Below are 15452 nucleotides of genomic sequence, written 5' to 3' on the forward strand. Positions count from 1 at the left end.
TCGCGCACAGTCCGCGGCAGTGGACTACACCACTGGGCGGCCCATCCGGCCGCGCCACTCCTTTACTCGGATCGTCCGGCACGTTCCTGCCGGTGAAGGGACACCTCGACATGGCCACGGTCACGTACGAACAGGCAACCCGCATCTACCCGGGTTCCGAAAAGCCCGCCGTCGACAAGCTCGACATCGCCATCGAGGACGGCGAGTTCCTCGTCCTGGTCGGCCCGTCCGGCTGCGGAAAGTCGACCTCGCTGCGCATGCTCGCGGGGCTGGAGGACGTCGACAGCGGCGTCATCCGCATCGGCGACCGGGACGTCACGCATCTGCCGCCCAAGGACCGGGACATCGCCATGGTGTTCCAGAACTACGCGCTCTACCCGCACATGACCGTCGCCGACAACATGGGCTTCGCGCTCAAGATCGCCGGTGTGTCGAAGGCCGAGATCCGCCAGAAGGTCGAGGACGCGGCGAAGATGCTCGACCTCACCGAGTACCTGGGCCGCAAGCCCAAGGCGCTCTCGGGCGGTCAGCGCCAGCGTGTCGCGATGGGCCGGGCGATCGTCCGGGAGCCGCAGGTCTTCCTCATGGACGAGCCGCTGTCCAATCTGGACGCCAAGCTCCGTGTCCAGACCCGTACGCAGATCGCGAGCCTTCAGCGCCGCCTGGGCATCACGATGGTCTACGTCACCCACGACCAGGTCGAGGCGCTGACGATGGGCGACCGCGTCGCCGTCCTCAAGGACGGTCTGCTCCAGCAGGTCGACTCGCCGCGCAACATGTACGACCGCCCCAACAACCTCTTCGTCGCAGGCTTCATCGGCTCCCCGGCGATGAACCTGGTCGAGGTGCCGATCACCGACGGCGGTGTGAAGTTCGGCAACAGCGTCGTCCCGGTCAACCGCGAGGCGCTCACCACGGCCGCGAACAACGGCGACACGACGGTGACGGTGGGTGTGCGCCCCGAGCACTTCGAGATCGTCGAGCGGAACGGCGCCGCCGCGCAGTCGCTGGCCAAGGACAGCAAGGACGCCCCGGCGGGTCTGGCCGTCACGGTCAATGTGGTCGAGGAGCTCGGCGCCGACGGCTTCGTGTACGGCACCGCCGAGGTCGGCGGTGCGGTGAAGGACCTGGTCGTCCGGGTCAACGGCCGCGAGGTCCCGGCCAAGGGCGCGCTGCTGCACGTCGTGCCCCGGCCGGGTGAGACACACGTCTTCTCGACGAAGACGGGCGAGCGCCTCTCCGACTGACCCACCCCGGTGCGCGGGGCGGCCGACCGGCCCCCGCGCACCCCGATGCCACCGCGGCGGCGGTGCCGGGTTTCGCATCCCGGCACCGCCGCCGTACGTCTTCGTCGCCCCCGGAACCGTCTTTTCGCACCTGTACGTCAACCTCACAACCGCACCGACGAGCCATTCCGTCCCCCGATAAGGTGACGAAATGTCGCCAAATCATCACTCCTCGCTACCATCACCTCCGTGAACTCCGCAGCCCGCCGCATCGGCCGAACCCTCGCCCTGGTCCTCCCCGTCGTCCTCGTCCTCTCCGGGACGCTCGCGGTCACCCGCGTCCCGTGGTCCTCGACGGCCACGAGGTCGCAGGTGCTGACCGCCTCCTCCGGGAAGGCTTCCACCAAGGCCACGCCCCGCTCCCCGCAGGACGTCCTCCGCGACCACCTGCTCGTCGAGCTCCAGGAGAAGGACCCCGGCGTCGCCCTGACCCACCTCCAGGAGGCGACCACCGAACGCCCGTCACTGGCCCGGCACTGCGCCTCCATCGCCCGTGCCCTCGGCCGCGCCGCGGTCGCCAAGTACGGTGCCGCACACCGCGCCCAGGCGTTCTCCCGCCCCGTCTGCGACACCTCCTTCGCCACCGGCGTCGCCGCCGCCCAGTGATCCCCGCTCACCTCGCCCCGTGACCCCCGCTCGCACCGCTTAGGGTGCGAATCATGACCGTCCCTCCGTTCCCGTACCCCACACAGGCCGTGGTCCTGGCCGGCGGCCAGGGCTCGCGTCTCCGTCCGTACACCGATGACCGGCCCAAGCCGATGGTCGAGATTCCCGGTACCGGAACCCCGATCATCGGCCACCAACTGACCTGGCTGGCCGCGGAAGGCGTCACCGACGCGGTGATCTCCTGCGGCCACCTCGCCGAGGTGCTCCAGGACTGGCTGTCCCGGGCCCGGCTGCCGCTGCGCGTCACGACCGTCGTCGAGACCGAGCCGCTGGGCCGTGGCGGCGGCCTCAGGTACGCCGCCGCCTCACTCCCCCGCCCGGACGAGCCCTGGTACGCCACCAACGGCGACATCTGGACCCGCTTCCCGCTCCGCGAGATGGCCGCCTTCCACCACGAGCGCGGCGCCGAGGCCACCCTCGCGCTGGCCCGCCCGCGGATCCCCTGGGGCGCCGTGGAGACCGACGAGTTCGGTCACGTCCTGGACTTCATCGAGTCGCCGCCCTCGCCGTATCTCATCAACGCGGGCGTCTACGTCTTCTCCGCCGCCTTCAGGGACCTGCTGCCGGTCCGCGGCGACCACGAGCGCACCACCTTCCCCCGCCTCGCCCGCGAACGCCGGCTGGCCGGCTATCCGCTCCCGCACGGGGCGTACTGGCGCGCCATCGACACGGCCAAGGACCTCGTCGAGGCCGCCGAGGAATTGCGCGCACAGGGCTGTTGAGCCCCGTCCGGAACTTCCGGGACACCCGGAACGGCCCCGTGCCGCCGTAGCCCCGCTCGTAGCCCGCGACCGCGGCCCGTCCCCGTACATCCCGCGCCACCGACCGCGCCCCCCGCACACGCCTGCCCCCGACCGCCCTCCGCCGTACGGCTCGTCGAGTGGAGCCGAGCCGTACGGTATCGGGGCGATCGGGGACAGGTCGCGCGGCGAGGGCGCGGTCGGTGGGCCGGCGTCCTCCGGCGGGGTCAGCCCAGGAGACCGCCGAGCGTGCTGCCGCGGCCGGAGTCGCCGCCGAGGCCGCCGGTACCGCCACCGCCCGTGCTGCCGCCACTGGTGCCCCCGCCGGTGCCGCCCGAGGACGGCGGCGCGTGGGTCACTCCCGGGGTCCGGCTCGGCACCCGCTGCGCCGGTGTGCCGCTGGTGGTGGCGCCGGGCCGATGGGCGGTGGTGCCGCGGGTGGTGGTGACGTCGGTGGACGGCACCCTCCCCGGCGTGGAGGCGGACGGCTTGCCGGGCTTGTCCTTCGTGGGCGAGGCGCTCGTGGAGGGCTTGCCCCGGCGCTGCGGTGCGCTGCTGCCGGTGTGGCCCTGGCCGGGCCGGGCGTGGCTCTCGCCGGGGCGGGGCAGCGGCGAACCGGGCAGGTTGTTGACCGGGGGCTCACCGGGCCGCGGCACGGTCGGCACCGAGGAGGACCGTACGGCGCCGCCGAGCAGCGAGCCGACGAGCAGCGTCAGACCGGCCACCACGGCCGTCAGCACGGCACCCCGGCGCAGCACCCGGCGCCGCAGATCGGCGACCTCGACGCGCGGGCCGAGCCGCCGCCATGCCTCACCGGCCAGCCGGGCGTCCATGGAGTAGACCGGCGCGCCCGCGATGATCAGCGGGCTCCAGGCGGCGAGGTTGATGATGTCGGGCGCGTCGTAGGCCGGGATGGTGCGCCAGCTGACGGTCATCAGCAGGGCCGCGGAGAGCAGGGCGCCGAACGAGGCGGCGAGCCGCTGCCAGAGGCCGCAGATGGTCAGCACGCCGACCACGACCTGGAGGAAGGCGACGGACAGCCCGGCGCCGACCGGGTGCGCGACGGCGAAGTCGCGCAGCGGAACGGCCAGCGTCCAGGGGTCGAGCGACTGGAGCCACTTGACCATCGAGCCCCGCTCGCCGCCGTCGAAGTAGACGGGGTCGCAGAGCTTGCCCATACCGGCGTAGACGGAGATCAGGCCGAGGAAGATGCGCAGCGGCAGCAGGACGACGCCGAGGTTCATCCGGCGCCCGGGGTAGTACGCGTGCCGGACCGCGTCGGAGCCGTGCCGTTTGGGTGCGCCGTCGTAGCGGTCCCGGGCCTCGAACCGGCCGTCGTCCGCGTCGTCGTCCAGGCGGCCGCCGTCGCCGTAGGTGCGGCCGCCGTAGGGGCCGCTCACGGGGCGTACGCCGCGCGGCAGGGTGTCGGATTCGGTGGGGCCGCGCTGGCCGACGACGGTCGCGGGGGCCGCGGTGTCGAGGCGGACCCGGGGCAGGACCTGGGTCGTGCCGACGTCCTCGCCCTGGCCGCCGGTATCGAGGCCGATGCCCGCGTCGCGCACCGCGTGCAGGAGCTGGGTGGTGGCGCCGGCCGCGCCGCCCGGGTCCGTGCGGCCGCTCCACACCACGGGCGCGCGGCGTCTGGTACCGACGGCCGTTCCCCTGATGACGGGGACGCGCGCGGTGTCGGCCATGATGCTGCTCACGACGGGTGCGGCGAGCCGCACCCGGAAGCTGGCGTGGTTGACAATGACCTGCGCCGGATCGCACGGCACCTTGACCGAGCTCAGGACCGGCTCGTCATCGAAGCCGGGCGAGCGTCCCCCCGTAGGTGTGCGGGGTGTTCTGGTGTCCACGCTCATCTAACCGAGTGACTCGCGGTTAAGACACTGCCTCGGCCGTGGCGATCTGTCCGAGACCCGTCAAAAGTTCGCGGGATCTCCGGAAGACGTACGGAGGGTCAGGTTTTGCCCTGGACTATGGCGTCTCTCCGCCTCCGGGGCACTCTGCCACCTCCTGCGTACCGGCCGCCTCCTGGACGGCCGGTACACGGTGGCCGCGCGCTCAGGCGCGGCGGCGCGCCGCCTCCCACAGGACCACGCCCGCGGCGACACCGGCGTTCAGCGACTCCGCACCGCCCGGCATCGGGATCCGCACCCGCACGTCGCAGGTCTCGCCGACCAGCCGCGACAGGCCCTTGCCCTCGCTGCCGACGACGATGACGAGCGGACCGTCCAGCGCCTCGACGTCCTGGAGCTCCAGCTCGCCGTCCGCGGCCAGGCCGACGACGGTCAGCCCCGCCTTCTGGTACGCCTCCAGGGTCCGGGTCAGGTTGGTGGCGCGGGCGACCGGCGTACGGGCCGCGGTGCCCGCCGAGGTCTTCCACGCACCGGCCGTCATCCCGGCCGCCCGGCGCTCCGGCACGACCACGCCGTGGCCGCCGAAGGCACACACGGAGCGGACGACCGCGCCGAGGTTGCGCGGGTCGGTGACCCCGTCCAGCGCCACGATCAGCGGCACCTCACCAGCGTCGAAGGCGGCGGTGGCCAGGTCCTCGGGGTGCGCGTAGTCGTACGGCGGCACCTGGAGGACCAGACCCTGGTGGTTCAGGCCGTTGGTCATCCGGTCCAGCTCGGGGCGCGGCGCCTCCATCAGGTTGATGTTGCCGCGCGCCGCGGCGAGCTGGAGCGCCTCGCGCACCCGCTCGTCGGAGTCGATGAACTGCTGGACGTAGAGCGTCGTCGCGGGCACGCCGTCGCGCAGCGCCTCGAAGACCGGGTTACGGCCGACGACGAGCTCGGAGGTGCCCTTCGCACCGCCGCGGCGCGGGGCGGGGCGGCGCGAGGCGGCCTGCTTCGCCTTGGCGTTGGCGAGCCGGTTCTTGACATGCCCCTTGCGGTCCGAAGCGGGCGGGGTCGGACCCTTGCCTTCCAGGCCCCGGCGCCGCTTGCCGCCGCTGCCGACCTGCGCGCCCTTCTTGTTGGACGTGCGGCGGTTCCTGCGCTGGCTGTTGCCGGCCATGGGTCACCTGTTTCTTCACTGCTCTCGACGTCTCTCGACGTGGAGTGGGTACGTACGTATGGATTGAGTGTCGCCCGCGGGCGCCGGGAAGGGCGAATCCGGGCCCCGGCCGCAGGTCAGGACAGCGACCAGCGCGGGCCGGACGGGGTGTCCTCGATGGCGAGGCCGGACTGCTGGAGCTGATCGCGTATGGCGTCGGCGGTGGCGTAGTCCTTGCGGGCGCGGGCCGCCTGCCGCTGCTCCAGCACCAGCCGTACGAGCGAGTCCACGACCCCGTGCAGATCCTGGCCGCGGTCCGTGCCGCCGGACCAGCCCTCGTCGAGCGGGTCCAGGCCGAGCACGCCCAGCATCGCCCGCAGCTCGGCCAGCCGGGCCACCGCCGACTCCTTGTCATCGGCGGTCAGCGCGGAGTTGCCCTGCCGGACTGTCGTGTGCACGATCGCCAGGGCCTGCGGCACGCCCAGGTCGTCGTCCATCGCCTCGGCGAAGGCCAGCGGCACCTCGGGGGCGGGCTCGACGATCCCGGCCTTCTCGACGACCCGCTGGACGAACCCCTCGATCCGCGCGAACGCCGACTCGGCCTCGCGCAGCGCTTCCTCGCTGTACTCGATCATCGAGCGGTAGTGCGGGGTGCCCAGGTAGTAGCGGAGCACGATCGGGCGCCAGCGCTTGACCATCTCCGCGATCAGCACGGAGTTGCCCAGCGACTTGGACATCTTCTCGCCGCTCATGGTCACCCAGGCGTTGTGCGTCCAGTAAGCGGCGAAGTCGTCGCCGAACGCCTGGGCCTGGGCGATCTCGTTCTCGTGGTGCGGGAAGACGAGGTCGACGCCACCGCCGTGGATGTCGAAGGCGGAGCCCAGGTACTTGTGGGCCATCGCCGAGCACTCCAGGTGCCAGCCGGGCCGGCCGCGGCCCCAGGGGGTGTCCCAGCTGGGCTCGCCGTCCTTCGCCGCCTTCCACATGGCGAAGTCACGCGGGTCGCGCTTACCGGTCTCACCCTCGCCGGCCGGCTGGAGGAGGTTGTCCAACTCCTGGTTGGAGAGCTGGAGATAGCCGGGGAAGGACTTCACGTCGAAGTAGACGTTGCCGTCCGCCGCGTAGGCGTGGCCGCGCTCGATCAGGCCGCGCATCATCTCGACCATCTCGGGGATGTGGCCGGTGGCGCGCGGCTCGTAGGTCGGGCGCAGGCAGCCGAGCGCGTCGTACGCCGCGTTGAAGGCGACCTCGTTCTCGTAGCCGATCGACCACCATGGGCGGCCCTGCTCGGCGGACTTCTTGATGATCTTGTCGTCGATGTCCGTCACGTTCCGTACGAACGTGACGTCGTAGCCGCGGTAGTCGAACCAGCGACGCATGATGTCGAAGTTCAGTCCCGACCTGATGTGCCCGATGTGCGGGGCCGCCTGCACGGTCGCGCCACACAGGTAGATCGAGACACAGCCCGGTGTGAGCGGGGTGAAATCGCGAATCTGCCGGGCGCTGGTGTCGTACAGGCGAATGGTCACGGAACCAGGGTAATCGGAACGGGGCAGTGCCCCGCGACCCCTTGGACCGCGGGGATACACAAGCGTCACAATCGCCGGATCCGCCGGAGCTGCCGGCGGACGTTCAGAGGCGGCCGACCACCTTGCGCGGGGTGATCCGGACGACCACCCGCTCGGCGTCCGAACCGGCCGCCGCGTTGAATTCGGCGTAGCTCTTCCCCGTGTACTTCCTGGACAGCTCGTCGATGAGCTGCTGTCCGCCCTCGGTGGTGAGGGTGGCGGAGCCGCGGATCTCGGCGTAGGTGTACGGGGCGTCGGCGGGCTGGACGACGACCGACACCCGGGGGTCGCGGCGGAGGTTGGTCTCCTTGCGGCGCCCGGCGGTCGTCGAGATCAGCAGGTCGTCACCGTCCCTCTTCACCCATACCGGGGATGCCTGGGGGCCGCCGTCCGGCTGGACCGTCACCACGGTCACGAAGACCGGGCCGTCGAGGACGTTCTTGAGGGCATCGGACAGCGTGGCGCTCACGGTGGGTCCTTCCTGCGAGCCGTACCGAGGGACATGAACACTCCGATCCTGCCCCAACACAGGCGGGGCACCCGGCATTCCGCCGCCATCCGGGGGAATGCCGGGACACCCCTGTCAGGGCACGTCCGCGTGTCCGCGCCCCGGCCCGTAGGGGCCGTGGCTCAGAACGTACGGACCACCAGCGCCGTGGCGACCGCGGCCAGCCCCTCCGCGCGGCCGGTCAGCCCCAGCCCGTCCGACGTCGTCCCGGACACCGAGACCGGCGCCCCGACCGCCGCGGACAGCGCCCGCTGCGCCTCGTCCCGCCGCTTGCCGACCTTCGGGCGAACGCCGATGACCTGCACCGCGACATTGCCGATCGCGAAACCCTCGGCCCGGACGATGCGCGCGGCCTCGGCCAGCAGCGTCACCCCGGAGGCGCCGGACCACTCGGGGCGGTCGGTGCCGAAGTGCGCGCCGAGGTCGCCGACACCGGCCGCCGAGAACAGCGCGTCACAGGCGGCGTGCGCGGCCACATCGCCGTCACTGTGACCGGCCAGGCCGTACTCCTCGCCCTCCCACCGCAGTCCGGCGCACCACAGCTCGCGGCCTCGCTCGAAGGCGTGCACATCCGTACCGATGCCGACGAGCGGGATGCCGGGCACCCCCGGCGCTCCCCCGGACCCGGGTGCGGTCGGCTCAGACATAGCCATCGGTGGCCCTCCTGCGGGCGAGAACGGACTCGGCCAGGACCAGGTCCAGCGGCCGGGTCACCTTGAACGCTTCCTCGTGACCGGGGACGACCACGACCGGGGCCCCGAGCCGCTCGACCAGCCCGGCGTCATCGGTGGCGCCCTCGCCCTCCACGCGCGTGTCATGGGCCTTGAGCAGGGTCTCCCGGTCGAAGCCCTGCGGGGTCTGCACGGCGCGCAGCCGGGCCCGCTCCGGGGTGCCGACCACCGGTTCCGGGGTGCCCTGCGGCTGCGGCTCGACCTGTTTGACGGTGTCCGCGAGCGGCAGCGCGGGAACGACGGCGGGCGCACCGGCCCGGACGGCGGCGATCACCGTGTCGACCGTGTCGACGGGGACCAGCGGGCGCGCCGCGTCGTGCACCAGCACGACGTCGACCGCCTCCGGGAGCGCCGCCAGTCCGAGCCGGACGGATTCCTGGCGGGTCGCGCCGCCGGGGACCACCACGAGGTCGGTGCGGTCGGTGAGCGGATGCTCGTCGAGGAGGTGGCGGACCTCGGCGGCGCCGTCCGGCGGGGCGACCACGACGATGAGGGAGACGGCCCGCGAGGCGGCCATCGCGCGGACGGCGTGCACCAGCATGGGGGTGCCGCCCAGTGCGCGCAGGGCCTTGGGGGCGCCGGGGCCGAGCCGGACGCCGCGGCCGGCGGCGGGGATCACGGCGGCGGTGCGGACCGGGCGGGAGGGATCTGGTTCTGGCATCTAGCTCTCCGGAGTCCGGGACGTCCCCGGAATTGGCGCAGAAAGGTTTGTTTGCTCTGCGGAGATGGGTATGGCCTCAGCGTGCCGGGCGCGCCGCCTTGACCAGCCCCTTCCGTGACACTGGTCGAGACAGCTGCCCGAGCCCGGCGTGCCGCGGGCGCGTATGCGTCACCGGCGGCACGCGCGGCGGGCGATGCGGCCGAAGGCGGGCCGCGGAGGGCACGCCCGGTGCCGCTTCCCTCTCGGCTTCGGCCGTGTGGGGCTCCGTGGACCGCGGACACCGGGGACGGCGACCGGCCGCAGATATGCCGCAGCGCCCGGCAACAGACCACTCCGATGGGGAGACGGTCGTCACTCGGGCACCGCGGCATTGCTGTGTTGCGTCAAGGCTGTGTTGCATCACGCACTGTTGGATCACGCGCTGAGATTGCATCGAGCACTGAGATCGAAACTTCAGCACGACGCCGAGTCGAGCACGGCGTCGTCAGGAGGCGAGGACCTCGTCGAGCAGGGCCTCGGCCTTGTCTTCGTTGGTGTTCTCCGCGAGGGCGAGCTCGCTCACCAGGATCTGGCGCGCCTTTGCGAGCATCCTCTTCTCACCGGCGGAGAGTCCGCGCTCACGCTCACGACGCCACAGGTCGCGAACTACTTCGGCAACCTTGATCACGTCACCGGAAGCGAGCTTCTCCAGATTTGCCTTGTAGCGCCGGGACCAGTTCGTCGGCTCTTCGGCATACGGTGCGCGAAGCACCTCGAAGACCCGGTCCAGTCCGTCCTGGCCAACCACGTCGCGTACGCCGACGAACTCCGCATTGTCCGCTGGCACACGAACAGTCAAGTCGCCCTGGGCGACCTTCAGCACCAAGTAGGTCTTGTCCACGCCTTTGATCTGGCGAGTTTCGATGGCCTCGATCAGCGCGGCCCCGTGATGGGGATAGACCACGGTGTCGCCAACCTTGAACGTCATGTGACAGGTACCCCTTCCGTGGCTATCCATGCTAACACGGGAACGGGCCGTTCTGAATGGCGTTTTCGCAGGTCAGGGCATATCTCGGGGCTTGACAACAGCAGCCGGAACGTGCTGCGAGGGGCTGTCCGGCACGGGTATCCGCAGGTCGGAGGGGCTTCACAGGTGAGCAGAAACCCGCCCGTCGCACGCCGGGAACGCGACGACCGACAGACCGAACGTCCCGTTTTGCGGTGATCCGTATGAGCGACTTCCGCTGCTCCGTTCGGTTGGTCGAGGGCGGCTCCGACGCGTTTCTTGAATTGATCACCGTCCGGCGACAGAGGAAGGTGATCAATTCCGGGAGGTGCGCGCATTCCCTGCGAATACCGTTATTCACTGGGGAAACCGCTGGCCACATGCGAACACTCTCTTGTCGAATATTCCCTCCATCTTCTCCGGGCGCGCCGTGGAAGGCATCCGGAAGACCTTCGCGCAACGCGTCGGGGCCGGGAGCAGGATCGGGAGCGGCACCGGGAACGACATCGCGAACAGGAGCGGTAGCGGGAGCGGACGGGGAACGGGCCCGGGGCGGGGTCGTGGCGGAGGCCCTGTGGAAGGGGTCTCGGACGTGCCGGGCCGCATCCTGGGCCCGCCCGGCCGGTGCCCGGTTCCCCGGCCCCGCCCGGCCGCTCGGCGGGCGGGCCGGCCAGGGGCTCGCGGGGGGCGTGATCGCGCTGGAGGCGGGTCGGGTGCGGCGGCCCGGGGGCGGCTCGGTAACCTAGCGGCGCTGACACACCCTTAGGGCGGCTTTACGCACCTGTCGTCATGACGCGTACGCAACGGCCGTCCCAGGAGTCCATCCGCGCGACCGGGCACGACGTTCGGCCGCCGTAGCTCGTCAAGGAGATGCCGCCGCCGTGAGCCGCAGCCTTCGACGCGGCGTCCTCGCCGCTTCCGCCCTCTCGCTCTCGATCGCCACGCTCTCCGCGTGCGGGGCCGGGAACGACGCCCAGACGCTGGACATCAAGCCGGACAACGCGGCGACCGCCGTGGGCGACATCAAGGTCCAGAACGCCTCCGTGGTCACCCAGCCCGACCCGACGTCCAAGGGCCCGGCGACGATCAACGTGACGGTGTTCAACAACGGCACCAAGGACCAGCGGCTCACCGCGATCACCGTGGTGGGCACCGGCAAGACCGCCAAGCTGACGCCGTCCGCCACGGGCGCCGCCGGCCCGATCACCGTGCCGGCCGGCGGTTCCGTCGTGATCGGCGGCCAGGGCAACCCCTCGGCCGTCCTGCCGAGCAGCCGCGAGGCCGTCCAGGACGGCAACGCGCAGACCCTCTCGTTCGACTTCAGCGCGACCGGCAAGGTGGAGCTGAACGCGTACGTCGTCCCGGCGAAGGGCGCCTTCGAGAGCTACGGCCCCACCGCGCAGCCCACCCCCTCCGGCACGGCGTCCCCCGGCTCCTCGGAGTCGGGCGCGCCGTCCGGTTCCGGGACCCCGTCCGGTGAGGCGTCGCACGCCGGTCACTGACCGCGCGGCGCGCACAGCCGTCCCGTACGTACGCGTCAGGGGCGCCCGTCCGATCCGGAGGGGCGCCCCTGACGCGTATCCGGCCGGCCGGCGGCCGGCCGCCGGCGGTTTACGGCTCGAACTTGTAGCCCAGGCCGCGGACCGTGACGAGATAGCGCGGTGCGCCCGGGTCGGGCTCGATCTTGGCGCGCAGCCGCTTGACGTGCACGTCCAGAGTCTTGGTGTCGCCCACGTAGTCGGCGCCCCAGACCCGGTCGATGAGCTGCATACGGGTCAGCACCCGGCCGGCGTTGCGCAGCAGCATCTCCAGGAGGTCGAACTCCTTGAGCGGCAGATCGACCTTGCCGCCGCCGACCGTGACGACGTGGCGGTCCACGTCCATCCGGACCGGGCCGGCCTCCAGGGCCTGCGGGGCGACCTCCTCCGGCTCGCCGCGGCGGCGCAGCACGGCGCGGATGCGGGCGACCAGTTCGCGGGAGGAGAAGGGCTTGGTGACGTAGTCGTCGGCTCCTATTTCGAGGCCGACCACCTTGTCGATCTCGCTGTCCTTGGCGGTCACCATGATGACCGGGACGTTGGAGCGGCCACGCAGCTGGCGGCAGACCTCGGTGCCGGGCAGGCCCGGCAGCATCAGGTCCAGCAGCACCAGATCGGCGCCGTTGCGTTCGAACTCGTCCAGTCCGTCGGGGCCCGTAGCCGCGATGGCGACCTCGAAACCCTCCTTGCGGAGCATGTACGACAGTGCGTCGCTGAACGATTCCTCGTCCTCGACGACGAGCACTCGGGTCACGGAAGGACCTCCGGGGCGGGATGGGCGGGGAGCGGTTCGTTGAAGGTCTCGTACGGGCGGTCCTCGTCGTCGAGGGCCTCCGGAGCGAGATCGGCGGGCTGCGCGCGGTCGCGTACAGCACCGGCTTCCGGGAGACGCAGGGTGAAGGTGGAGCCCTGTCCTTCAGCGCTCCAGACCGTGACCTCCCCGCCGTGCGAGGCGGCCACGTGTTTGACGATGGCGAGGCCGAGGCCGGTCCCGCCCGTGGCGCGCGAGCGCGCCGGGTCCACTCGGTAGAACCGCTCGAAGACGCGGTCCCGGTCCTTCTCGGATATCCCGATGCCCTGGTCGGTCACCGCGATCTCGATGAGGTCGCCGCGCGGGGTGGGCACCCGGCGGCCGGCGATCCCGACGCGGGTGCGCGCCGGGGAGTAGTTGACGGCGTTCTCGACGAGATTGCCGAGGGCCGCGGCGAGCTGGCCGCGGTTTCCCCATACGTGCAGGTCGGCGGTGCCCCCGGCGGCCATGGTGATCTGTTTGGCACCGGCCTGCTGACGGCAGCGGTCGATCGCCTCGGCGACCAGTTCGTCCACCCGCACCGGCTCGGCGTCCTCCAGCGGATCGTCGTTCTGGACCCGGGAGAGGTCGATGAGCTCCTGGACGAGGTTGGTGAGGCGGGTGGCCTCGTTCTGCATCCGGCCGGCGAAGCGGGTGACGGCCTCGGGGTCGTCGCTGGCGTCCATCACGGCCTCGGAGAGCAGGGAGAGGGCGCCGACCGGGGTCTTGAGCTCATGGCTGACGTTGGCCACGAAGTCGCGGCGGACCGCCTCTATGCGGCGGGCCTCGGTGAGGTCCTCGACCAGCAGCAGGACGAGCCGGGAGCCGAGCGGGGCGACCCGGGCGGAGACGGCGAGGGCTTCCCCGCGGCCGGTGCCGCGGCGCGGCAGGTCCAGCTCGACCTGGCGTATCTCGCCGTCCCTGCGGGTGTCCCTGGCCATCTTCATCATCGGCTCGACGGCGAGCTTGCCGCCGCGGACCAGCCCGAGGGCGTACGCCGCTGAGCTGGCCTTGACGACGGCGTCGGCCTCGTCCAGGACCACGGCGGAGGAGCGCAGCACCGACAGCACGGTGTCCACACCGGGCGGCAGCACGGCGTCGGTGTGCAGGGAGGTCCGCGTGGGCTTGGCCTGATCGCGCTCGCTCCAGCGGAACGCCAGCATGGCGAAGACGCCGGTGCACAACCCGGCGATCGCTGCCACTGCGGCGACGGCCGCGTCCACGTTCATGACCCCAGGTTATGCGCCGGGTCGGACACTTCCCCAGCCGTGCGGGTGTCTGCTCGAACACCCGTCGCCCAGAATTCACTGTGGCGTCGGTGCCGGTTCACTCCGGAGGGCCGTACGGGGCCCGTGGCCGCCGTTCGGGTGCCGCCCCGGGACCGCTCCGGGGCCGGCGGGGATACCGCTGTGGCGGGGCGGGACTCCTGAGGCGCTACCGGTCGGGCCGTACGCCTGGGTCCGGAGCAGCGCTCACGTCGCCCAGAGTTCACCTTCACGACGGCGGCGATTCACTCCCGATGGCACCGCAGGTCGCGATGGCCCCGCACTGTGAGGGTGCGGGTGACGGATCGATCCCGCACCGGCGCGTGGCCGCAAGCCCGGGACGACCCCCTGGCGACGCGGTCTCCGGGACCACGGCCCTCGGGACCACGGCCTGGGGCCTCACGGGCCCCGGGTCCGCGAGATCTGCGGACCCGGGGCCCGTGGGCCGCTCCGGAGGAGGCTCCCCCGCCCCGGGGCACGAGGTCTTCGGAGTACCGGCCGCGCGGCCTCAGCCCGTGGGAACGTGGGGACGCGGGAGCAGAACACCCGTTCGCCATCCCCCTTCCCACACCACCACTCGATGCGAGAGAAGGTCACTGATGCGGGACGCGTACCACGAGGAGCTGGATTCGATCGGCGAGGGACTGGTCGAGATGGCCCGGCTCGTCGGCTCCGCGATCGGGCGCGCCACCACGGCGATACTCGACGCGGACCTCAAGCTGGCCGAGAACGTGATCGCCGCCGACGAGAAGGTCGACGATCTCCAGCGCGATCTGGAGGCCCGCGCGATCACCCTGCTGGCGCGGCAGCAGCCGGTCGCCACCGACCTGCGGATCGTCGTCACCTCCCTGCGGATGAGCGCCGACCTGGAGCGCTCCGGCGACCTGGCCCAGCACGTGGCGAAGCTGGCCCGGCTGCGCTTCCCGCAGACGGCCGTACCGCGCGATCTGCACGCCACCATCCTGGAGATGGGGCAGCTCGCGCAGCGCCTGATGGCCAAGGCCGGCGAGGTCATCATCACCAAGGACGTCGATCTGGCCCTCCAGCTGGAGCAGGACGACGACGCGATGGACATGCTGCACCGCACGCTCTTCCAGCACCTGATGGACGACCGCTGGCAGCACGGCATCGAGACGGCTGTGGACGTGACGCTGCTGGGCCGCTACTACGAGCGGTTCGCGGATCACGCGGTGTCGGTGGCCAAGCGGGTGGTCTACCTGGTGACCGGTGAGCACGCCGACGAGATCGCCCCGCCGACGACGGCGGCGGTGGACGGCACGTGACGACGGCGGCGGGCGACGTGTGACGGGGGTCGGCGGCGGTGGGCGGCGGGCCGTGGGCGGCGTGTGACGGTGTCGGACGGCACCCGGGCGTGCGGGGCGGTACGTCGGCGCAAGGCGGGCGCGTGGCCGCCGCGGCGGCGCAGGGCGCGCGACCGCCCTGTCCGCACCACCGCGCGCCATTGACACGTGCTTCCGCGCGCCGTTGACGCGCCTCGTCACCCGGGCATCCAATGGCCCCCAGGTTGACCCCTAGAGGAGGCAATTCATGGCACCCATGGCGGACTCCCCCACTCCCACGCCCCGCGCGGAGCCGACGGCGGTCGAGCGCCCCCGGCTCCCCCTGCTCGGCGCCTGCGGCTGCGGCCCCAGTTGCAGCTGCGGCTGCCAGTCCGGCGGGCCCTGCCAGTGCGGCGGCTCCTGCTAGCCACCGC

15 protein-coding genes are annotated in these 15452 nt (G+C 71.9%); 6 read left to right on the forward strand and 9 right to left on the reverse strand.

The window, feature by feature from the left end; genetic code table 11:
* Positions 1-110 precede the first annotated feature (110 nt).
* The 3 genes from ACLJWH_RS05235 to ACLJWH_RS05245 all read left to right on the forward strand — a co-directional run bounded on the left by ACLJWH_RS05235 (position 111) and on the right by ACLJWH_RS05245 (position 2674).
* Complete coding sequence (locus ACLJWH_RS05235) at positions 111-1247, forward strand: ABC transporter ATP-binding protein (RefSeq protein WP_411140356.1); 1137 nt, start codon at positions 111-113, stop codon at positions 1245-1247.
* 228 nt (positions 1248-1475) lie between these two features.
* On the forward strand, positions 1476-1892 hold the full coding sequence (locus ACLJWH_RS05240) for a hypothetical protein (RefSeq protein ID WP_411140357.1): 417 nt from the start codon (positions 1476-1478) through the stop codon (positions 1890-1892).
* Between the two features lie 53 nt (positions 1893-1945).
* Positions 1946-2674 (forward strand): NDP-sugar synthase, encoded by a 729-nt coding sequence (locus tag ACLJWH_RS05245; protein WP_411140358.1) that lies wholly within the window; start codon positions 1946-1948, stop codon positions 2672-2674.
* 245 nt (positions 2675-2919) lie between these two features.
* Here the strand turns inward: ACLJWH_RS05245 and ACLJWH_RS05250 are convergent, their stop codons facing one another.
* The 7 genes from ACLJWH_RS05250 to ACLJWH_RS05280 all read right to left on the reverse strand — a co-directional run bounded on the left by ACLJWH_RS05250 (position 2920) and on the right by ACLJWH_RS05280 (position 10127).
* Entirely contained in the window at positions 2920-4554 is a 1635-nt protein-coding gene (locus ACLJWH_RS05250; protein WP_411140359.1) for a DoxX family membrane protein, read from the reverse strand.
* A gap of 202 nt (positions 4555-4756) precedes the next feature.
* Complete coding sequence (gene rlmB, locus ACLJWH_RS05255; RefSeq protein ID WP_411140360.1) at positions 4757-5713, reverse strand: 23S rRNA (guanosine(2251)-2'-O)-methyltransferase RlmB; 957 nt, start codon at positions 5711-5713, stop codon at positions 4757-4759.
* 116 nt (positions 5714-5829) lie between these two features.
* The gene (gene cysS / locus ACLJWH_RS05260) at positions 5830-7221 is read right to left on the reverse strand and encodes a cysteine--tRNA ligase (RefSeq protein WP_411140361.1); all 1392 of its coding nucleotides are present in this window, start codon (positions 7219-7221) and stop codon (positions 5830-5832) included.
* 103 nt (positions 7222-7324) lie between these two features.
* Complete coding sequence (locus tag ACLJWH_RS05265) at positions 7325-7729, reverse strand: PPOX class F420-dependent oxidoreductase (RefSeq protein ID WP_411140362.1); 405 nt, start codon at positions 7727-7729, stop codon at positions 7325-7327.
* A gap of 161 nt (positions 7730-7890) precedes the next feature.
* Positions 7891-8415, reverse strand: coding sequence for a 2-C-methyl-D-erythritol 2,4-cyclodiphosphate synthase (gene ispF, locus ACLJWH_RS05270; RefSeq protein ID WP_411140436.1), 525 nt, complete (start codon positions 8413-8415; stop codon positions 7891-7893).
* The gene (gene ispD, locus ACLJWH_RS05275; protein ID WP_381684035.1) at positions 8408-9160 is read right to left on the reverse strand and encodes a 2-C-methyl-D-erythritol 4-phosphate cytidylyltransferase; all 753 of its coding nucleotides are present in this window, start codon (positions 9158-9160) and stop codon (positions 8408-8410) included. Before ispD ends, ispF begins: the two co-directional genes overlap by 8 nt.
* Positions 9161-9644: 484 nt before the next feature.
* Positions 9645-10127 carry a CarD family transcriptional regulator gene (locus tag ACLJWH_RS05280; protein WP_003953493.1) on the reverse strand — a complete coding sequence of 161 codons (483 nt, stop codon included), beginning with the start codon at positions 10125-10127 and terminating at the stop codon, positions 9645-9647.
* Positions 10128-11026: 899 nt separating this feature from the next.
* Between ACLJWH_RS05280 and ACLJWH_RS05285 the strand changes: the two genes are divergently transcribed.
* A complete protein-coding gene (locus ACLJWH_RS05285) occupies positions 11027-11647 on the forward strand; it encodes a DUF461 domain-containing protein (protein ID WP_411140363.1) in 621 nt (206 codons plus the stop codon).
* Positions 11648-11756: 109 nt separating this feature from the next.
* Here the strand turns inward: ACLJWH_RS05285 and ACLJWH_RS05290 are convergent, their stop codons facing one another.
* The gene (locus ACLJWH_RS05290) at positions 11757-12437 is read right to left on the reverse strand and encodes a response regulator transcription factor (protein WP_052856056.1); all 681 of its coding nucleotides are present in this window, start codon (positions 12435-12437) and stop codon (positions 11757-11759) included.
* On the reverse strand, positions 12434-13702 hold the full coding sequence (locus ACLJWH_RS05295; protein ID WP_411140364.1) for a sensor histidine kinase: 1269 nt from the start codon (positions 13700-13702) through the stop codon (positions 12434-12436). The genes ACLJWH_RS05290 and ACLJWH_RS05295 overlap by 4 nt, the downstream gene beginning before the upstream one ends.
* Positions 13703-14337: 635 nt before the next feature.
* Between ACLJWH_RS05295 and phoU the strand changes: the two genes are divergently transcribed.
* Both phoU and ACLJWH_RS05305 read left to right on the forward strand, forming a co-directional pair.
* On the forward strand, positions 14338-15021 hold the full coding sequence (phoU, locus tag ACLJWH_RS05300) for a phosphate signaling complex protein PhoU (RefSeq protein WP_411140365.1): 684 nt from the start codon (positions 14338-14340) through the stop codon (positions 15019-15021).
* A 265-nt stretch (positions 15022-15286) separates the two neighbouring features.
* Positions 15287-15445 (forward strand): hypothetical protein, encoded by a 159-nt coding sequence (locus tag ACLJWH_RS05305; protein WP_411140437.1) that lies wholly within the window; start codon positions 15287-15289, stop codon positions 15443-15445.
* Positions 15446-15452: the final 7 nt, after the last annotated feature.

This window comes from Streptomyces sp. x-80 (assembly GCF_046549095.1).
Lineage (GTDB): Bacteria > Actinomycetota > Actinomycetes > Streptomycetales > Streptomycetaceae > Streptomyces > Streptomyces celluloflavus.

Bases quoted from the DNA above. Each gene is read 5' to 3' on its own strand.
- ACLJWH_RS05295 (WP_411140364.1), bottom strand. From the start codon at position 13,702: ATGAACGTGGACGCGGCCGTCGCCGCAGTGGCAGCGATCGCCGGGTTG.
- ACLJWH_RS05305 (WP_411140437.1), top strand. From the start codon at position 15,287: ATGGCACCCATGGCGGACTCCCCCACTCCCACGCCCCGCGCGGAGCCG.
- phoU (WP_411140365.1), top strand. From the start codon at position 14,338: ATGCGGGACGCGTACCACGAGGAGCTGGATTCGATCGGCGAGGGACTG.
- ispF (WP_411140436.1), bottom strand. From the start codon at position 8,415: ATGTCTGAGCCGACCGCACCCGGGTCCGGGGGAGCGCCGGGGGTGCCC.
- ACLJWH_RS05280 (WP_003953493.1), bottom strand. From the start codon at position 10,127: ATGACGTTCAAGGTTGGCGACACCGTGGTCTATCCCCATCACGGGGCC.
- ACLJWH_RS05250 (WP_411140359.1), bottom strand. From the start codon at position 4,554: ATGAGCGTGGACACCAGAACACCCCGCACACCTACGGGGGGACGCTCG.
- rlmB (WP_411140360.1), bottom strand. From the start codon at position 5,713: ATGGCCGGCAACAGCCAGCGCAGGAACCGCCGCACGTCCAACAAGAAG.
- ispD (WP_381684035.1), bottom strand. From the start codon at position 9,160: ATGCCAGAACCAGATCCCTCCCGCCCGGTCCGCACCGCCGCCGTGATC.
- ACLJWH_RS05235 (WP_411140356.1), top strand. From the start codon at position 111: ATGGCCACGGTCACGTACGAACAGGCAACCCGCATCTACCCGGGTTCC.
- ACLJWH_RS05245 (WP_411140358.1), top strand. From the start codon at position 1,946: ATGACCGTCCCTCCGTTCCCGTACCCCACACAGGCCGTGGTCCTGGCC.